Source organism: Nocardia harenae NBRC 108248 (assembly GCF_001612885.1).
Taxonomy (GTDB): Bacteria; Actinomycetota; Actinomycetes; order Mycobacteriales; family Mycobacteriaceae; genus Nocardia; species Nocardia harenae.
The window spans coordinates 965,456-984,221 of record NZ_BDBH01000004.1 but is presented as its reverse complement, the minus strand read 5'-3'; the positions used below and the strand labels follow the sequence as shown (position 1 = coordinate 984,221).

Annotated in this window: 5 protein-coding genes; all 5 read left to right on the top strand. The window is 73.5% G+C overall.

Annotated features, from left to right (window positions below):
* Positions 1-6: 6 nt before the first annotated feature.
* Genes NH2_RS10625 through NH2_RS10605 form a run of 5 tightly spaced genes read left to right on the top strand, consistent with a single transcriptional unit; the run spans position 7 to position 18,758 of the window.
* The gene (locus NH2_RS10625) at positions 7-9,777 is read left to right on the top strand and encodes a non-ribosomal peptide synthetase (protein WP_067651949.1); all 9,771 of its coding nucleotides are present in this window, start codon (positions 7-9) and stop codon (positions 9,775-9,777) included.
* Positions 9,774-15,266 (top strand): non-ribosomal peptide synthetase, encoded by a 5,493-nt coding sequence (locus NH2_RS10620; RefSeq protein ID WP_245650502.1) that lies wholly within the window; start codon positions 9,774-9,776, stop codon positions 15,264-15,266. The genes NH2_RS10625 and NH2_RS10620 overlap by 4 nt, the downstream gene beginning before the upstream one ends.
* Positions 15,263-16,372, top strand: a complete 1,110-nt coding sequence (locus tag NH2_RS10615) for a saccharopine dehydrogenase NADP-binding domain-containing protein (RefSeq protein WP_067651946.1) — start codon at positions 15,263-15,265, stop codon at positions 16,370-16,372. Before NH2_RS10620 ends, NH2_RS10615 begins: the two co-directional genes overlap by 4 nt.
* Positions 16,369-17,487 (top strand): Gfo/Idh/MocA family oxidoreductase, encoded by a 1,119-nt coding sequence (locus NH2_RS10610; protein WP_067651943.1) that lies wholly within the window; start codon positions 16,369-16,371, stop codon positions 17,485-17,487. Before NH2_RS10615 ends, NH2_RS10610 begins: the two co-directional genes overlap by 4 nt.
* Positions 17,484-18,758 (top strand): cytochrome P450, encoded by a 1,275-nt coding sequence (locus tag NH2_RS10605; protein ID WP_067651940.1) that lies wholly within the window; start codon positions 17,484-17,486, stop codon positions 18,756-18,758. The genes NH2_RS10610 and NH2_RS10605 overlap by 4 nt, the downstream gene beginning before the upstream one ends.
* Positions 18,759-18,766 lie beyond the last annotated feature (8 nt).

Here is an 18,766-nt window from a genome sequence, read left to right as displayed (position 1 = left end):
AGTGCGATGCGGGAAAAGCTCCGTTTGCTGGCCGTGAGCTCGATGGCAGGAGAGGACGGGGCCGATGGTCTGCGGCGGGATCTCGCTGAGCTGACCGGCATTCCGGCGGATGAGCTGACCGACGACGCGAACCTGGGGCTCGACTCGGTGACCATCATGCGGATCTCCGGGTTGCTGCGGCGCGCGGGCAAGCGGGTCGAGTTCCGCGACCTGGTCCGCAATCCCACGCTCGGCGCGTGGCGGAAGCTGCTGCGCGAGAACGATTCCGATGTCGAGGCGGTGGCCGATCCCGGTGCGTCCGCCGCCGAGCCGGACGCCTCCTTCCCGCTGGCGGTGATGCAGCACGCCTTCTGGATCGGGCGCGCCCCCGGCCAGGAACTCGGCGGCGTCGGCGCGCACTTCTACAGCGAGTTCGACCACGGCGCCGGGCTGGACCCGGATCGGCTGGAGCGGGCGATGCGCGCGTTGCTCGCCCGGCACCCCATGCTGCGCACCGCGGTCGACGTCACGGGGACGCAGCGCATTACCGAGCGGGGCAACTGGCCCGGTCTGACCACCTACGACCTGCGCGCAGCCGCGGAGCCCGAGCTGCGCGAGCGGCTGGCCGCGATCCGCGACGAACGCTCGCACCACCGAATGGACGTCACGGCGGGCGAGGTCATCGACCTGCGGCTCTCGCTGCTGCCCGGCGGCCGCAGCAGGCTGCACCTGGACCTGGACATGCTCGCCGGGGACGCGCTCAGCCTGCGGAATCTCCTCGGCGACCTGACCACCCTCTACCAGGACGGCCCCGCCGCGCTGCCCGCGCTCGGCTACCGCTACGACCGGTACCTGGCCGACCGCGCGCGCACGAGGGCCGCGGAACGCGAACGGGCACAGCGCTGGTGGCAGCAGCAGCTGCCGAACCTGCCCGCCGCGCCGCAGCTGCCGCTGCTGCACGCGGAGGAGGCGGGCGCCAGGGTCGACCGGCGCAGCCACTGGCTCGCCCCGGAGCGGGCGGCCACGCTCCGGGAGCGGGCGCAGCGCGCGGGGCTGACCCCCGCGGGCGTGCTGGCCACGGTGTTCGCCGAGACCGTCGGCGCCTGGAGCGGCACCGACCGCTTCCTGCTGAATATGCCCGCCTTCGACCGGGAACCGCTGCACGACGACGTGGACCGGCTCGTCGGCGACTTCTCCAGCTCGGTGCTGCTCGATGTCGACCTCTCGGCCCCGATGTCGGTCACCGAGCGAGGCCGCGCACTCACCGATCGGCTGCACGAGGTGCTCGGGCACACCGCCTACACCGGCGTCGAGGTGCTGCGCGACCTCGGCCGCAGCCGCGGCGGGGAGCGGGTACTCGCCCCGGTGGTCTACACCAGCGCGCTGAGCCTGGGCGAGCTGTACGCGCCGGAGGTGCGGCGCTGCCTGGGCGAACCGTCGTGGACCATCTCCCAGGGCCCGCAGGTCTGGCTGGACGCGCAGGTCACCGAGTTCGACGGCGGCATCCTGCTGAACTGGGACGCGCGCGTCTCGCTGTTCCCGTCCGGCCTGCTCGACGCCATGTTCGACGCCTATGTGCGCTTCGTCGAGCTGCTGCTGGACGACGGCGGCGCCTGGGACCGCGCGGCCCCGTGGCCGGTGCCCGCCCCCCGGCGGTATGCGGCCGAGGCCGCTCCCGCCGAACCGCTGCACCAGCGCTTCTTCGCGCTGGCCGCCGCCGAGCCGGAGCGCACCGCGCTGCTGGCCGGGGATGCCGCCATCTCCTACGGCGAGCTCGGCGAGCGCGCCCGATGTCTGGGGCGGCTGCTGCGCGACCGGGGGATCGGCCGGGGCGACAGCGTCGGCATCACCCTGCCCAAGGGGGTCGACCAGATCGTGGCGGTGCTCGGCGTGCTCGCCGCTGGCGCCACCTACGTCCCCTCCGGAGTCGATCTGCCGGTGGCCCGCCGGGAGCGGGTCTACCGCACGGCCGGGGTCCGGCTGGTCCTCACCACCCGGGACGTTGCTCAGCCGGACGGTGTCGAACCGATCTATCCCGAGCAGGCGCGGACCGTCGCCCCGCTGTCCGAGATCGTGCCGGTCGATCCCGAGGACACGATGTACGTCATCTTCACCTCCGGCTCCACCGGTGCGCCCAAGGGCGTCGAGGTGCCGCACCGGGCCGTCGCCGCGACCGTCGACGCGGTGAACGAGCGGTTCGGCATCGGCCGGGACGACCGCACGATCGCGCTCTCCGCGCTGGACTTCGACCTCTCCGCCTACGACCTGTTCGCCTTCCTCGGCTACGGCGGCTCGGTGGTCGCGGTGCCGGAGCCGCAGCGCCGGGACGCCGCCGCCTGGGCCGAGCTGATCCGCCGCTACGGGGTGACCGTGATCAGCGCCGTCCCCGCGCTGCTCGACATGCTGCTGACCGCCGCGGAGGACGCCGGGCTCGGCGGCGCGCCGCGGGTGGTGATGCTCGGCGGCGACCGGGTCACTCTCGACCTGCCCGGCAGGCTGCGCAGGTTGGTGCCCGGCTGCCGGTTCGCCGGCCTTGGCGGCATGACCGAGGCGGCCATCCACGCCACCGTGTGCGAGGTCGAGACCGTCGACCCCGGCTGGTCGAGCGTGCCGTACGGCGTCCCGCTGCGGCACGCCGGAGCCCGGGTGGTCGACGTCGCGGGCCGGGACTGCCCGGACTGGGCGGCGGGCGAACTCTGGGTCACCGGAGCCGGATTGGCGCACGGCTACCGCGGCGACCCGGAACGGACCGCCGAGAAATTCGTCGAACACGAGGGGGTGCGCTGGTACCGGACCGGCGACCTGGTGCGCTACCGGGCCGACGGCACCCTGGAGTTCCTCGGCCGCATCGACCACCAGGTCAAGATCCGCGGGCACCGGATCGAGCTCGGCGAAATCGAGGCGGTGCTGGCCGAGCATCCGCAGGTCACCGCCGCCGCGGCGGCCGTGCTCGAGCACCCCGCCCGCGCGCTCGGCGCTGCCGTGGCCTGCGACGACGCGCTCTCCGACGACGAGCTCGGAGCCTGGCTCGCCGAGCACCTGCCGCGGTACATGGTGCCCCGGCGCTTCGTCCGGCTCCCGGAGCTGCCGATCACGCGCAACGGCAAGGTCGATCGCGAGGCCGTGCTCGCCGCACTGGTCGCCGTAGGGGACGAGCGCGGCCCAGCGTCAGCCGTCCCGCTGACGGGCCTGGAGCGGACCGTCGCCGATGCCTGGTCGGCGGTGCTCGGCACCGCGGAGATCCGGCGCGACGACGACTTCTTCGCCCTCGGCGGCGACAGCCTGCTCGCCACCAGACTGATCCGGCGGCTGCTCGCAGACGGGGTGACCGGCGCCGACCTGGGCCTGCTCTTCGCCACCCCCACCTTCGCCGACTTCGCCGTGGCGTTGGCATTCGGCGCCGCGACCGAGCTCGCGCCGATCGTCGCCGCCCCCGAGCACCGCCACGACCCGTTCCCGCTCACCGACATCCAGGTGGCGTACTGGCTCGGCCGGTCGGACGATTTCGACCTCGGCGGCATCGGCGCGCACCTGTACCTGGAGTACGACTGGCCCGAGGTCGACCCGGCCCGGCTGGAGTCGGCGTGGAACCGGGTGGTCCAGCGGCACCCCATGCTGCGCGCGGTGATCGAATCGGACGGCACGCAGCGGGTGCTCGACGCGGTGCCGCGCTTCCGGGTTCCGGTCTTCGAGGGGCCGGTCGCCGTGGTGCGGGACGATATCGCCGCTAACCTCCGCGACACCGCGACCTGGCCGCTGTTCGATATCTGGGTCGTCCGCGACGGCCCGGGCACCACGGTCTGCGCCGCCTTCGACACGCTGATCGCCGACGGGCTGAGCGCGCTGGTGCTGCTGTCGGAGTGGTTACGGATGTATGAGCAGCCGGAGCTGGTGCTCCCGGAGCCCGCACTGGAATTCCGCGACTACGTGCTGGGTTGCGCGCCGTCGGAGGCCGAGGTGGCGGCCGGGCTCGCGTACTGGCGGGAGCGGCTGGCGGAGTTGCCGCCCGGCCCGCAGCTGCCGCTGCGGGTATTGCCCGCAGTTGTCGAGCGTCCGCGCTTCACCCGCCGGGAAACCCGGCTCGATCCCGAGGTCTGGCAGGGTATCGTCCGGCGCGCGCGGGGGCTGGGTGTGACGCCGAGCGTGGTGCTGCTGGCGGCCTACACCTGGGTGCTCGGGGTGTGGAGCGCCCAGCGCGAGCTGACGGTGACGCTGACCCGGTTCGACCGCCGCGAGGTGCACCCCGACATCATGCGGGTGGTCGGTGATTTCAGCTCACTGCTGCTGGTCGCCGACCGCCCCGAGGCGGGCGAGAGCTGGATCGGCCGGATCCGGCGGCTCCAGGAACAGCTCTGGAAAGACCTGGATCACCAGCAGGTCTCGGCGGTGCGGGTGCTGCGCGAGCTGGCGCGGGAGAGCGAGTCCGGCGCCGAGCCGGTGCCGGTGGTGTTCACCTCGATGCTCGGGGTGGACGACGAGCTGGCCCGCTCGGTGCGGTGGCCGGACTTCACCCGCACCCAGACCCCGCAGGTGTGGCTGGACCATCAGGTGATCGAGCTGCCCGAGGGATTGGTACTGAGCTGGGACTCGGTCGACGAACTCTTTCCCGACGGCCTGGTCGGGGACATGTTCGACGCCTATCACCAGCTGCTCGCGCGCCTGGCGGAACTCGACTGGGAACGGCCACTGGCGAGCGCGGCGATGCTGCCCGCCGATCAGCGGGAGGTCCGGGATCGGGTCAATGACACGGCCGAACCGCTGCCTGGCGACGAGCGGTTGCACACCGCGATGTTCGAGGTGGCGGCAGCCGACCCGGGGCGGATCGCGGTGATCGACGGTGCCGACGCGGTGACGTTCGGGGAGCTGGCGGACGAGAGCCTGCGGGTGGCCGCGCTGCTGGCCGAGCGCGGGGTCCGTGCGGGTGATCTGGTCGCGGTCTGCGCGGCTCGCGGGTTCGGGCTGGTGGCGGCGCTGTACGGGGTGCTGGCCGCGGGGGCGGCGTATGTGCCGGTGGCGGTGGATCAGCCGGTACGGCGGCGGGCGGCGATTCTGGAACAGGCCGGGGTCGCGGCGGTACTCACCGACGACCCGGGCCGATTCGCGGCGGAGGCGAGGCCGGAAGCGGTGCACCCGGGCGGCGCAAGCCGGTCCGGCGCGGTGCCGGTGATCGCCATCGCCGATGCCGGGCAGCACGATCCAGCCTCACCGCACGCGGTCAGCGGCTCCGACCTGGCGTACGTGATCTTCACGTCGGGTTCGACGGGAACGCCGAAGGGGGTGGAGGTCGAGCACGGGCAGGCGGTGAACACCCTGCGCGATCTGCGGGAGCGGTTCGGCCTCGGCGCCGATGACCGGGTGCTGGCGGTGGCGGCGGTGGACTTCGACCTGTCGGTCTTCGACCTGTTCGGCCTGCTCGGCGCCGGTGGTAGCGCGGTGCTCGTGCCCGACGCCGAGCGGCGCGATCCCGACCGCTGGGTTGCGCTGGTCCGCGCACACGGCGTGACGGTGTGGAACACCGTCCCCGCCATGCTGGACATGCTGCTCACCGTGGCCGAGAGCGGTTCCCGCCCACTGCCTTCGCTCCGGCTGGCGCTGCTCTCCGGCGACTGGGTCGGGCTTGACCTGCCTGCCCGGCTGGCCGCCGCGGCGCTCGACTGCCGCTTCCTCGCGCTCGGTGGTGCGACGGAGGCGGCGATCTGGTCGAACTACTTCGAGGTGGGGTCGGTGGATCCGGCCTGGACCTCGATCCCGTACGGGCGTCCATTGCGGAATCAACGGTTCCGGGTGGTCGATGCCGACGGTGCGGATCGTCCGGATTGGGTGCCGGGGGAGTTGCTGATCGGCGGCGCGGGGGTCGCCCGGGGATATCGCGGCAGGCCGGAGTTGTCGGCAGCCTCGTTCTTCGAGGAGGGCGACGCGCGCTGGTACCGGACGGGCGATCTGGGCCGGTACCGCTCGGATGGCGTGCTGGAGTTTCTGGGCCGGGCGGATCGGCAGGTGAAGGTCCGCGGGTACCGGGTCGAGCTGGGCGAGATCGAGCAGGCCCTGACGGCGCATCCGGGAGTGCGTCGGGCCTTCGCGCTCGCCGTCGGGCAGCGGGCACAGGCCAGGCTGGTCGCCTTCGTGGAGCCGGAACTGCCCGCGGGGCTCGCGGAGTTCGTGGCCGAGCGGATTCCGGCGGGATGGGCGCCGGAGCTGATCGCGCTCCCCGACCCCCCACTGACCGCGAACGGCAAGATCGATTACGCCGCCCTGGTCCGGCTGGCCGAATCAGCTGTGGCGACAACCGCTCTCGTCGCTACCGAACCGCCCCGGCCCGGGTTGGAAGCCCGGGTAGCGCAGCTCTGGCAGGAGGTGCTCGGCGGCGCCCCGCCCGACCGCACCACCAGCTTCTTCACCGCGGGCGGCGACTCGCTCTCCGCGACCAGGCTGGTCGGCGGCCTCGCCCGCGAACTCGGCCGGACGGTCCGGCTGCGCGAGTTCTTCCTCGAACCGACCATCGCAGGACTGGCGCGCCTCGGAACCGGCGAGCCGTCCGAACCCCAGCCCGCGCCCGCGCTGACGGGCGACCCCGCGCACCGCCACGACCCCTTCCCGCTCACCGACATCCAGGTGGCGTACTGGCTGGGCCGTTCGGCCGATTTCGACCTCGGCGGCATCGGCGCGCAGCTCTACTTCGAGTACGACCTCCACGATCTCGACGTCGAGCGCTCGCAGGCGGCCTGGAATCGGGTGCTCCAGCGGCACGCCATGCTCCGTGCCGTCGTCGACGCCGACGGCAGGCAGCGGGTGCTGCCCGACGCCGCCGAGTACCGATTCCGGGTGATCGAGGCCGATGGTGCATTCGATGCCGCCGCCGCGCGGCTGCGCGCGGAGATGTCGGGCGGCGCCATCGATGCCGCAGCCGGGCCGCTGTTCGACATCGGAGTCGTGTGCGGCGACGGGCAGTCTCGGCTGTGCGTCGTCTTCGACACCCTGGTCATCGACGGTCTGAGCGCGCTGGTGCTGCTCAGCGAGTGGTTCGGGTGGTACGCCGAGCCCACGCGCGAGCCGGCACCGCTCGCCGTCGAGTTCCGCGACTATGTGCTGAACTGCGCGCCGTCGGAGGCGGAGGTGGCGGCCGGGCTGGCGTACTGGCGCGAGCGGCTGCCGGAGCTGCCGCCCGGCCCGCAGCTGCCCTTGCGGGTGCTGCCCGCGGCTGTCGAGCGCCCGCTCTTCACCCGCAGGGAACTCCGGCTCGACCCGCAGGTCTGGAGCCGAATCGTCGCGCGGGCGCGGGCATTGGGCGTGACGCCGAGCGTGGTGCTGCTGGCCGCCTATACGTGGGTGCTCGGGAGGTGGAGCGCCCAGCGCGAGCTGACGGTCACCCTGACCCGGTTCGACCGCCGCGACGTGCACCCCGACATCATGCGGGTGGTCGGCGACTTCAGCTCGCTGCTGCTGGTCGCCGACCGCCCGGAAGCGGGCGAGAGCTGGGCAGGCCGCGCGCGGCGGCTCCAGGAACAGCTGTGGAGCGACCTCGACCACCAGCAGGTGTCGGCGATCCGGGTGCTGCGCGAGCTCGCCCGCGAGAGCGCGGTCCCCGCCGAGCCGGTGCCGGTGGTGTTCACCTCGATGCTCGGGGTGGACGACGAACTGGCCCGCTCGGTGCGGTGGCCGGACTTCACCCGGACCCAGACGCCGCAGGTGTGGCTGGACCACCAGGTGATCGAGCTACCGGACGGGCTGGTGCTCAGCTGGGACTCGGTCGACGAACTCTTCCCCGACGGGCTGGTGGACGACATGTTCGCGGCCTACCGCGATGTGTTGTCCGGCCTGGGCGAGCTGGACTGGGAGCGCCCGCTGGTCCCGGCGTTGCCACCTGCGCAGCGAGCGATCCGGAATCGGGTCAACGACACCGCAGGGCCGCTGCCGGGCGATGACCGGCTGCACACGGCGATGTTCGAGGTCGCCGCAACCGATCCGGGGCGGGTGGCGTTGCTCGACGGCACCGCCACGGTGACCTTCGGCGAACTGGCGGACGAGAGCCTGCGGGTCGCGGCGCTACTGGCCGAGCGCGGGGTGGCTCCGGGTGATCTGGTCGCGGTCTGCGCTTCGCGTGGTGCGAGCCTGGTCGCTGCGCTCTACGGCGTGCTGGCCGCGGGCGCGGCTTATGTGCCGGTGGCGGTGGATCAGCCGGTGCGGCGGCGGGCGGCGATTCTGACCCAGGCCGGGGTAACGGCGGTGCTCACCGATGATCCCGGACGGTTCACGGCGGAGCCGGGCGAGACGGTGCTCGGCACCGCCCTGCCCGGTCGTCACGCCGTGCCCGATGGTGCACGTTGCGCTGCGCCTGACACCGGGGACGTGTCGGGCGCAGCGCCCGGTCACCCGAGCGGCGCAGACGGGTCCGGCGCGGTGCCGGTGATCGCCATCGCCGATGCCGGGCGGCACGATCCCGCCGCGCCGCATCCGGTCAGCGGCTCCGACCTGGCGTACGTCATCTTCACCTCGGGCTCCACGGGAACGCCGAAGGGCGTGGAGGTCGAGCACGGCCAAGCCGTGAACACCCTGCTCGACCTGCGCGACCGGTTCGGGCTCGGCGCGAGCGACCGGGTGCTGGCCGTGGCGGCGGTGGTCTTCGACCTGTCGGTCTTCGACCTCTTCGGCCTGCTCGCCGCCGGCGGCAGCGCCGTCCTCGTCGCGGACGACGATCGCCGCGACCCGGACCACTGGCTGACGCTGGTGCGCGACCACGGGGTGACGGTGTGGAACACCGTCCCCGCCATGCTGGACATGCTCCTCACCGCCGCGGAGAGCGCCGACCAGCGGCTCGACTCGCTGCGGCTGGTCATGGTCTCCGGCGACTGGGTCGGGCTTGACCTGCCCGGCCGCTTCGCCGCCCGCTCCACCGGGCGTTTCGTCGCGCTCGGTGGTGCGACGGAGGCGGCGATCTGGTCGAACTACTTCGAGGTGGGTTCGGTCGATCCGGCCTGGACCTCGATCCCGTACGGGCGTCCATTGCGGAATCAGTGCTTCCGGGTGGTCGACGCCGAAGGCGCGGATCGCCCCGACTGGGTCCCGGGGGAGTTGCTGATCGGCGGCACCGGCGTGGCTCGGGGGTACCGCGGCAGACCCGAGCTGTCGGCGGCGTCGTTCTTCGAGAAGGATGGGACGCGCTGGTACCGGACCGGGGATGTGGGCCGGTATCGCTCGGATGGGGTGCTGGAGTTTCTGGGGCGGGCGGATCGGCAGGTGAAGGTCCGCGGGTACCGGGTCGAGCTGGGCGAGATCGAGCAGGCGGTCGCGGCGCACCCGGCGGTGCGTCGGGCCTTCGCGCTCGCCGTCGGGCAGCGGGCACAGGCCAGGCTCGTCGCCTTCGTGGAGCCGGAACTGCCCACGGGGCTCGCGGAATTCGTAGCCGAGCGCATCCCCGCAGGCTGGCACCCCGACCTCATACCGCTCCCCGACCCCCCACTGACCGGAAACGGCAAGATCGACCACGCCGCCCTCCTGCGCCGAGCCGAAGCCGAAACCGGCCCAACGACTTCCACAACCGACGAACCGCCGCGGCCGGGCCTGGAGACCTGGATAGCCCAGCTCTGGGCGGAGCTGCTCGGCACCGCCCCCGCCGGCAGGCACACGAGCTTCTTCAGCGCAGGCGGCGACTCGCTCTCCGCCACCCGCCTCGTCGCCCGTCTCGCCAGGGAACTCGGCCTCGCCGTCACCCTGCGTGAATTCTTCACCGATCCGACCATCGCCGGAATCGGTGGCAACCAACCGCACGCCGCGCTCGATTTCGAAGAAGGTGCCCTGTGAACGTTCTCGACCTGGTGACCGACCTGCGGCAGCGTGGGGTCCAGCTGTGGGCCGACGGCGATCAGCTGCGGTTCCGCGCCCCGCAGGGCGCGCTGACCGCCGACGACCGCGAGCGGCTGGTGGCGCAGAAGCCCGCCCTCCTCGAACACCTCGCGCAGGAGCAGGCGGAGATCAGCATCACCGCCGACCCGGCCGCCGCGCACGATCCCTTCCCGCTCACCCCGGTGCAGCAGGCCTACCTGATCGGCCGCGACCCCACCTACCCGTTCGGCGGCGTCGCCTGCGCCAGCTACCTGGAGGTCCGCTACGACGCGGCCGAGCCGGAGAGTATCGAACGGGCCTGGAACACGCTGGTGCGCCGCCACGACATGCTCCGCGCCACCGTGCACGGCGACGGTTACCAGCGGGTCGCCGCCTCGGTCCCGCACTACGCGATCCCGGTCACCGACGTCAGGGACGTGGCTCCCGCCGAGGCCGACGCGGTGCTCGACCGGCAGCGCGACGAACTGCTCGGCCCGGCGGGCGGCACCGAGACCTGGCCGCTGTTCGCGGTGCGGATCACCCGCACCGACACCGGCTGCGTCGTGCACCTACTGGTCGAGCTGCTCGCCATCGACGCCGCCAGCATGCAGCAGCTACTGGCCGAACTCGACGCGCTCGTCCAGGCGGACGGCTCGGACACCGCGCTGCCGCCCGCGCCGGGAATCGGCTTCCGCGACTACGTCCTCGGCGTGCAGCAGCTCCGCAACGGCGCCCGCTACCAGCGCGACCGCGAATACTGGCAGCAGCGGATCGAATCGCTGCCCGCCGCACCGGAGCTGCCCACCGAGGCGGGCGCGGGCGCCGCGGAGCCCGGCTTCGACCGGCTGCACCACTGGCTGCCCGCCTCGGTGCTCGCCGGGCTGGCCAGCGCCGCCACCCCACACGGCCTCACCCCCTCCGGCGCGGTGCTCGCCGCCTACGCCGAGGTGATCGGGCGCTGGAGCCGCAAGCGCCGGTTCACGCTGAACCTCCCGGTCTTCAACCGGCTGCCCGCGCACCCCGACATCGGCGCCGTGCTCGGCGATTTCACCTCCGTCGAGCTGCTCGGCATCGACCTGGACGAGCGCGACACCTTCGCCGAGCGCGCCCGCGGCATCACCGCCCAGCTCTTCACCGATCTCGACCACCGCTCGTTCGACGGCGTCGAGGTGCTCAGCGAGCTGACCCGCGCCGCGGGCAGCCCGGTGCTCATGCCGGTGGTCTTCACCAGCACCATCGGCGCGCAGGATGCGGGCGCGCAGGCGCTGCGCGGCCGCATCCTGCGCGGGATCACCCGCACCCCGCAGGTGTGGCTGGACTGTCAGGTGACCCCGTACGACGACGGGCTCATGGTGGCCTGGGACGTGCGCCGCGGGGTACTGGCAGGCGATACCGCCGCCGCGGCCTTCGACGCCTTCGTCCAGCTGCTCACCCGGCTCGCCGAGCACCCCGACACCTGGACCGAGCGGTACCCGGTGCCGCTGCCCGCCGCGCAGCGCGAGCGCCGCGACCGGTACAACGACACCGCCGCCGAGATCCCGCCCCGGCTGCTGCACCAGGCGATCCTGGACCGCGCCGACACCACCCCGGACGCCGCCGCGGTGCTGCACCGCGACACCGTCCTCGACTTCGCCGAGCTGCGCCGCCGGGTGGCGGCGACCGCCGCCGCGCTGCGCGAGGCCGGGGTCGAGCCCGGCGAGCGGGTGGCCGTGCTGATGGAGAAGGGGCCGGAGCAGGTCGTGGCGGTGCTCGCCACCTCGGTGCTCGGCGCGGCCTACGTTCCGGTCGCGATCACCCAGCCGATGCCGCGCCGGGAGACCATCCTCGACCGGGCGGGCGCCGGGGCGGTGCTCACCCAGTCCTGGCTGCGCGATGCGGGCGAGGTGCCCGCCGCCGCCAGGCCGATCGCGGTCGACCTGCTGGCGGGCATCGATACCGTGCCGGAGAGCGCGGGCGACCCCGGCGACGTGGCGTACGTGATCTACACCTCCGGCTCGACCGGCGAGCCGAAGGGCGTCGTCGTCACCCACCGCGCCGCCGCGAACACCATCGACGACATCAACGAGCGCTTCGCCGTGACCGCGGGCGACCGGGTGCTCGGCGTCGCCGGGCTCGCCTTCGACCTCTCGGTCTGGGACATCTTCGGGGTGCTCGCCGCGGGCGGCGCCGTGGTGCTGCCCGACCAGGACCGGGTGAGCGACCCGTCGCACTGGCTGGAGCTGGTGCAGCGGCACCGGGTCACGCTCTGGAACAGTGTCCCCGGCCAGCTGCAGATGCTGCTGGACGTGCTGGAATCCACGCCGGGCGCGCGCGCCGACGCGCTGCGGCTGGTGCTGCTCTCCGGCGACTGGATCCCGCTCGACCTGCCCGGCCGGATCCGCGCGGACCACCCCGAGCTGAGCGTGGTCGGGCTCGGCGGCGCCACCGAGGCCGCCATCTGGTCCATCCACCACCCGATCCACGAGATCGACCCGAGCTGGCGCAGCATCCCCTACGGCACCCCGCTGCGGAACCAGACCATGCACGTGCTCGACGACGCCCTGCAGGACAGCCCCGAGCACGTCACCGGCGAGATCTACATCGGCGGCGCCGGACTCGCCGCGGAGTACCTCGGCGACGCCGAGCTCACCGCGCACCGCTTCATCCGGCACCCGCGCACCGGCGCCAGGCTCTACCGCACCGGCGACCTCGGCCGCTTCCACCCGGACGGCAGGCTCGAGTTCCTGGGCCGGGAGGACACCCAGGTCAAGATCCGCGGCCACCGGGTCGAACTCGGCGAGGTCGAGGCCGCGCTGCGCCGCCACCCCGCCATCGCCGATGCCGCGGTGCTGGTGAACGGCCAGGGCGCGGGCGCACGGCTGCTCGGCTTCGCCGAGATCGCCACCGAGGCCGCGGGCGAGCCGGGCGGCGCGACCGCGAGCGAGGTGCTCACCGCCGCCGACGAGGCCGCCGCGGCGGCGCAGCGCGCGGTGGACAGCGAATCCTTCGTCGCGTTGATGAACGCCGTCGACGAGATGGCGATGCTCTCCATCGCCGCCCAGCTCCGGGCGGACGGGCTCTTCGCCGACCGCGACCGGTCGCACGACATCGCCGAGATCGCCGCCGCCACCGGCGTCTCCGAGCGCCAGCACGGCCTGCTGAAGCGCTGGCTCGCCGCGCTCGCGGACGGCGGGGCCGTGGTGTACGATCCGCGCACCGGCCGCTACAGCGACCTGATCGCCGCCGGGCCGCGCGCCGTCGAGGCGGCGTGGCGGCGGATCGACGAGCTGGAGGCCGTCGTCGGCTACGGCAGCGAGACCCTCTCCTACATCCGGGCCTGCAGCGACCGGCTCGACGACCTGCTGCGCGGCGCCCTCGACGTGCGCGAACTGCTGTTCCCCGCGGGCAAGCCGGGTGCGGCGCACGCGGTGTACCGGACCAACCTGGTGGCGCGCAGCTCGCACCGCGTGGTGATCGACACCGTGCGCGCGGTCGCCGAGCGCTCCCCGCATCGGTTGCGGGTACTCGAGGTGGGCGCGGGCATCGCGGGCACCAGTACCGACCTGATCCCGGCGCTGGCCGAGTTCGAGCCGGACTACCTGTTCACCGACCTCTCGGAGTACTTCCTCAGCGAGGCCCGCAACACCTTCGCCGAGTACCCGTGGATGCGGTACGGGCGCTTCGACATCAACGCCGACGCCGCCGAGCAGGGAATGCGGCCCAACTCGGCCGATGTCATCCTGTGCGCCAACGTGCTGCACAACTCGGTGAACGCCGACGAGGTGCTGGCGCGGCTGCGCGATCTGCTCGCGCCCGGTGGCTGGCTGGTGTTCCTGGAGCCGACCAGGCAGCACAACTACGCGCTGCTGGTCTCCATGGAGTTCGAGTTCTTCAGCGAGCTCACCGCCTTCACCGACGTGCGGGCAGGCACCGGGCAGGCGTTCTTCACCCGCGAGCAGTGGCTGCGCCAGCTCGACACCGCGGGCGCGAGCCACGTCCGCGTGCTGCCCGCCGCCGACGCCCCGCTCGCCGCCTCCGGCCAGGGCGTGTTCATCGCCCGGTTCAAGGAGCAGCGCCAGACCGTGACCGAGCAGCAGCTCACCGAGCACGTCGCGGCGCTGCTGCCCGAGCACATGGTGCCCGCCGAGCTGACCCTGCTCGACGCCCTGCCGCGCTCGGTCAACGGCAAGCTGGACCGGTCCGCGCTGGCCGAGCGGATCACCGAGACCCCGTCCGCGGCGGCGCTCGCCGACTACGTGCCGCCCGCCGACGAGATCGAGGAGCGGATCGCCGAGCTCTGGCAGGAGATGCTCGGCGTGCCGAAGGTGGGCCGCGACCAGAACTTCTACACCCTCGGCGGCGACTCCCTGCTGCTGTCGCAAATGGTCGGCAAACTCCGCGACCGGGTGCCGGAGGTCGCCGATATCGAGTGGCAGGAGTTGCTGCGCGACGTGCTGCGCAACCCCACCGTCGCCGCGCTCGCGGCCCGCCGCCACCGGGGCGAGGCGCCGCCGGCCGCCGCCGAGGCGGCCGACAGCTCGTCGCTGCGCGCGCTCGGCGGGCAGCCGGGACACGAGAGCGGCACCTGGGTCCTCGTGCACGGCGGCACCGGGACGCTCACGCCCTACGACGCGCTACTCCCGCACCTGCGGGCGGCGCACCCCGGCGCGCTGGTCGGGCTGGAGGTGACCGACCCGGCGAAGTATCTGAACCTGCCCGCCGACGCGGTGATCAGCAGGCAGGCCGCCGATTACGCCGCCGAGCTGCTCGGCGCCGACAACCGGTTCCGGATCATCGGGTACTCGATGGGCGGGCTGCTCGCCGCCGAGATCGCGCGCTCGCTCACCGAGGCGGGCGCGACGGTGGACGAGCTCACCGTGATCGGCTCCTACCAGCCGCCCGCGGTGCACGACGAACTGCTCACCGAGTACGTCTTCGCCCAGTCCATCGGGGTCGACCCCGGCCCGCTCGGCTACCCGGCCGACGACGCGGCGGTCGCCACCGCGCTGCGCGCCATCCTCGACCGCACCCCGGATCGGGTGCCTGCGGGCGCGCTCGCCGGACTGGACGGCGAGTCGGCGCCGCTCGCGGCGCAGTTCCGGCAGCGGGCGGCGGTACCGCGCGCCGAGCGGCTCGCCGCGCTGCACGCCGCCGCCACCTCGGGCACCGGCCCGTACCGCGCCGGGGGGCTCGACCCGGCCGGATTCCGCAGGCAGTTCGACATCTTCGCGCACAATCTGCGCGCGATGGGCACGCACGCGGCCGAGCCGTACTTCGGCACGGTGCGGGTGCTGAGCAACAGCGGCAGCGCCACGCTCATGGGCACCAGGGCGGAGGTGGAGCGCTTCTGGTCGCGGGTCGGGCTCGGTGAGCTGGCCGTCGCCGAGATCCCCGGCGACCACCTCACCAGCATGTCCGCCGCCAATGCCGCCGAACTGGCCGCCCGGATCACCGCGCCGCTCAACGCCGTCGGCGAGCCGCGCTCGTGACCGAGCACGCTACGGGTCCGGTGGCGGTGCTCGGCGCCACCGGGGTCGTCGGCCGGGCCGCGGTCCGCATGCTCACCCGGCTCGGCATCGGCGACCTGCGGCTGGGGGCGCGCACCCCGCCGCAGGGCGCGGGCCCCGAGTGGCGCCCGGTGGACGCCGACGACCCGGCCGCGCTGGCCGCGTTCTGCGCGGGCACCCGGCTGGTGCTCAACTGCGCCGGGCCGTCCAATCTCCTGATGGACCGGGTGGCCCGGGCCGCGCTCACCGCGGGCAGCGACTACGTCGACGTCTCCGGCGACGGCCCGACCCACCGGCTGCTCTCCGGCTCGCCCGTGCTCGCGGGCCGGACCGCGGTGCTCTCCGCCGGCATGCTGCCCGGCCTGGCGAACGTGGTGCCGAAGACGCTCGCCGACGACCTGACCAGCGCCAGGCTGGTGGTCTACGCGGGCGGCATCGAGCCGTTCGCGCCCGCCTCCGCGGGCGACCTGGCGCTCTCCCTGGACAGCTCCGACGCCGAGCACTGGTACGGCGAGACCCTGGCGGCGTGGTCGGGCGGGCGCAGGCGGCGCAATGCCCTTCCGGTGCGGGAGGACGTCGAGGTCGCGGGCTTTCCCGGCCGGGTGACCACCATGCCGTTCCTCACCGCCGACGCCGAGCGGCTGGCCCGCTCGACCGGGCTGGCCGAACTGCACTGGCACAACGTCTTCATCGGCTCCACCCTGCGGCTGACGCTGAGCAGGCTGCGCGGCCGGGTCCCCGCCGACCCCGCCGCGCTGGCGCCGATCGTCGCCGAGATCGGCGCGGCGGCGGAGCTGGACCTGGCCGGGCTCGACCCGTTCTACCTGATGGCGTTCACCCTGCACCGGGCGGACCGGGTGGACACCGCGGTGCTGCGCACCCCGAGCAGCTTCGAACTCACCGCCGCCACCGCCGCGCATACCGTCGCGGCGGTGCTCTCCGGCGCGATCACCCCCGGCCTGCACTACGCCGACGACGTCCTCGATTCGCGCGGGCTGCTCGACGCGGTGGCGGCGCTCGGCGCGCTCCCGGTGCACCGCACGCACCGCCACGCCCACGACGAACCGATGGAGGCAGGCAGCCTGTGAACGATGCGAAACCGAAGGTCGTCGTCTGCGGCACCTCGTTCGGCCGGATCTACCTGCGGGGCGTGCACGGCGATCGGGAGGTCGAGCTGGCCGGCGTGGTCTCCCGAGGCAGCGCCGCGTCGGTCGAGTACGCGAAAAGCTATGGCGTGCCGCACTATATCGGCGTCGAGGAGCTGCCGGACGATATCGACATCGGCTGCGTCGCGGTGCGCGCGGGCGCCGCGGGCGGGGACGGCGCGAAGCTGGCCCAGAGCCTGCTGAGCCGCGGCATCCACGTGCTGCAGGAGCACCTGCTGCACCCGGACGAACTCGCGAGCTGCCTGCGCACCGCCCGCGAACACCGAGTCCAGTACCGCCTCAACGCCTTCTACCCGCACCTGAGCCCGGTACGGCTGTTCCTGCGGGCGGCCGCGATCCTGCGCGAGCGGCAGCGCCCGCTGCACGTGGACGCGGTCGCAGGCAGCCAGGTGGCGTACTCCCTGCTCGATGTCATCGGCCGCGCGGTCGGCAAACTCCGGCCGTGGGCCATCGGCGAGCCCGCGACGTTGTCCTCCGAGGTGGCCGCGCTGGCCGCGACGCCCATGCCGTACACCCCGCTCAGCGCGGTGATCGGCGGCATCCCGGTCTCGCTGCGGATCCAGAACCAGATCCACCCCGCCGACCCGGACAACCACGCGCTGCTGCTGCACCGTGTCGCCATCGCCTTCGAGGGCGGCGTGCTCTCGCTGGCCGACACCCACGGCCCGGTGCTGTGGAGCCCGCGGCTGCACACCGGCCGGGACGCGACCGGAAGACTGGTGATGGCGGGGCCGGGTACCGAGCGGCTGGACGTGCCGAGCACCGAGCCACTGGAATCGGAGCCGGCCCCCACCTTCCGCGAGGTCTTCGGCGAGGTGTGGCCGGACAGTGTCCGGGCCGCGCTGCGCGAGCTGCGCGCCGATATCGCCGACCCCGCCCGGTCGGCGGCGGCCGGACAGTGGGCGATGACCGTCACCGCCCAGTGGCAGCGGCTCACCACCGTGCTCGGCCCGCCGGAGCTGATCCGCCCGCCCGACCCCGAACCGGTCCCGCTGCCCGAGCTGCTGGCCGCCCGCACCCCAGGTGCCGACGCATGACCGCGACCGACGCCGCCCGCGAAATGGCCGACCTGCAGGACTTCTCGGCCGACCCGTACACCACGATGGACCGGCTGTACCGGGCGAACGGCGCCATCTCGGTGCTCGGGGCCGGGCCGATGCGCTTCCGGGTGACGCTCGGCGCCGAGGCGAGCGCCTTCATCCTGGCCAACAGCGACCTCTTCAGCTGGGAGGCGGCCTTCACCGCGCTGGCGCCGCTCACCGGGCCGTCGGCGCTGCTGGTCAACGACGGTGACCGGCACCGCAGGCTGCGCCGCCAGGTCACCCCGGCGCTCACCGCGCGCCGGGTCGAGCACCACCTCGGCACCGTCACCAGGCACATCGACGCCGCGACGGCGAGCTGGGCGGCGGGCGACGTCATCGACATCTACCCGCCGCTGCGCCGGGCCATGCGGCTGGCCACCCTGGAGAGCCTCTTCGGCGCGGCCGCCGCCGACCGCTCCGAGGGGCTGGACGACTGGCTGCACGACATCCACCGCGCCATCGACGCCGACGTGGTCGGCGGCAGCATCGAGCGCGGCTCGGGCTCACCGGTCTGGCGCCGGGCGCTGCTGGCCCGCTCCTCGGTGCACCGCTGGGTGGTCGACGAGATCGCGCGCCGCCAGGAGTGCGGCGAGCCGGGCAACGACGTGCTCGGGGTGCTGCTGCGCGGCACCGACGGCACCAGGCTCACCGACGACGAGATCACCGACCAGCTGGTCAGCCTGCTCGAAGCGGGCGCCGAGACCACCGCGGCGCAGCTCTCCTGGATGCTGTTCTGCACGCTGCGCGACCGGCCGCTCTGGACCCGGCTGCGCGACGCCGTGACCAGGCGCCCGGCCGAGCTCGACCACGCCGTCTCCGAGACCATGCGGCTCTACCCGGCCACCGCCGTCATCTCGCGCAAGGTCGCCACCGGATTCACCCTGCACGGCGCCGAATTCGCTCCAGGCGACCTACTACTGTTCAGCCCGTTCCACACCCACCGGCTGGCGGCGATCTGGCCGGACCCCGAGCGTTTCGACCCCAGCCGCTGGGACCCCGACGCCGACCGTTACCGCAAGCCCGCGCCGCACGAGTTCCTGCCCTTCGGGGTCGGGCCGCACCGCTGCATCGGCGCCGCCTTCGCGACCATGGCGGTCAAAGCGGCCTTCGTCGCCGTCGCCCGGCGGGTCGATGCCGAGCTCGAGCACACCGACGCGCCGCCCGCCGGGCTCATCGGCATGCACCCGCGCGACGGAATCACCGTGCGGGTGACTGCGATTCGGTGAGCGCGGCC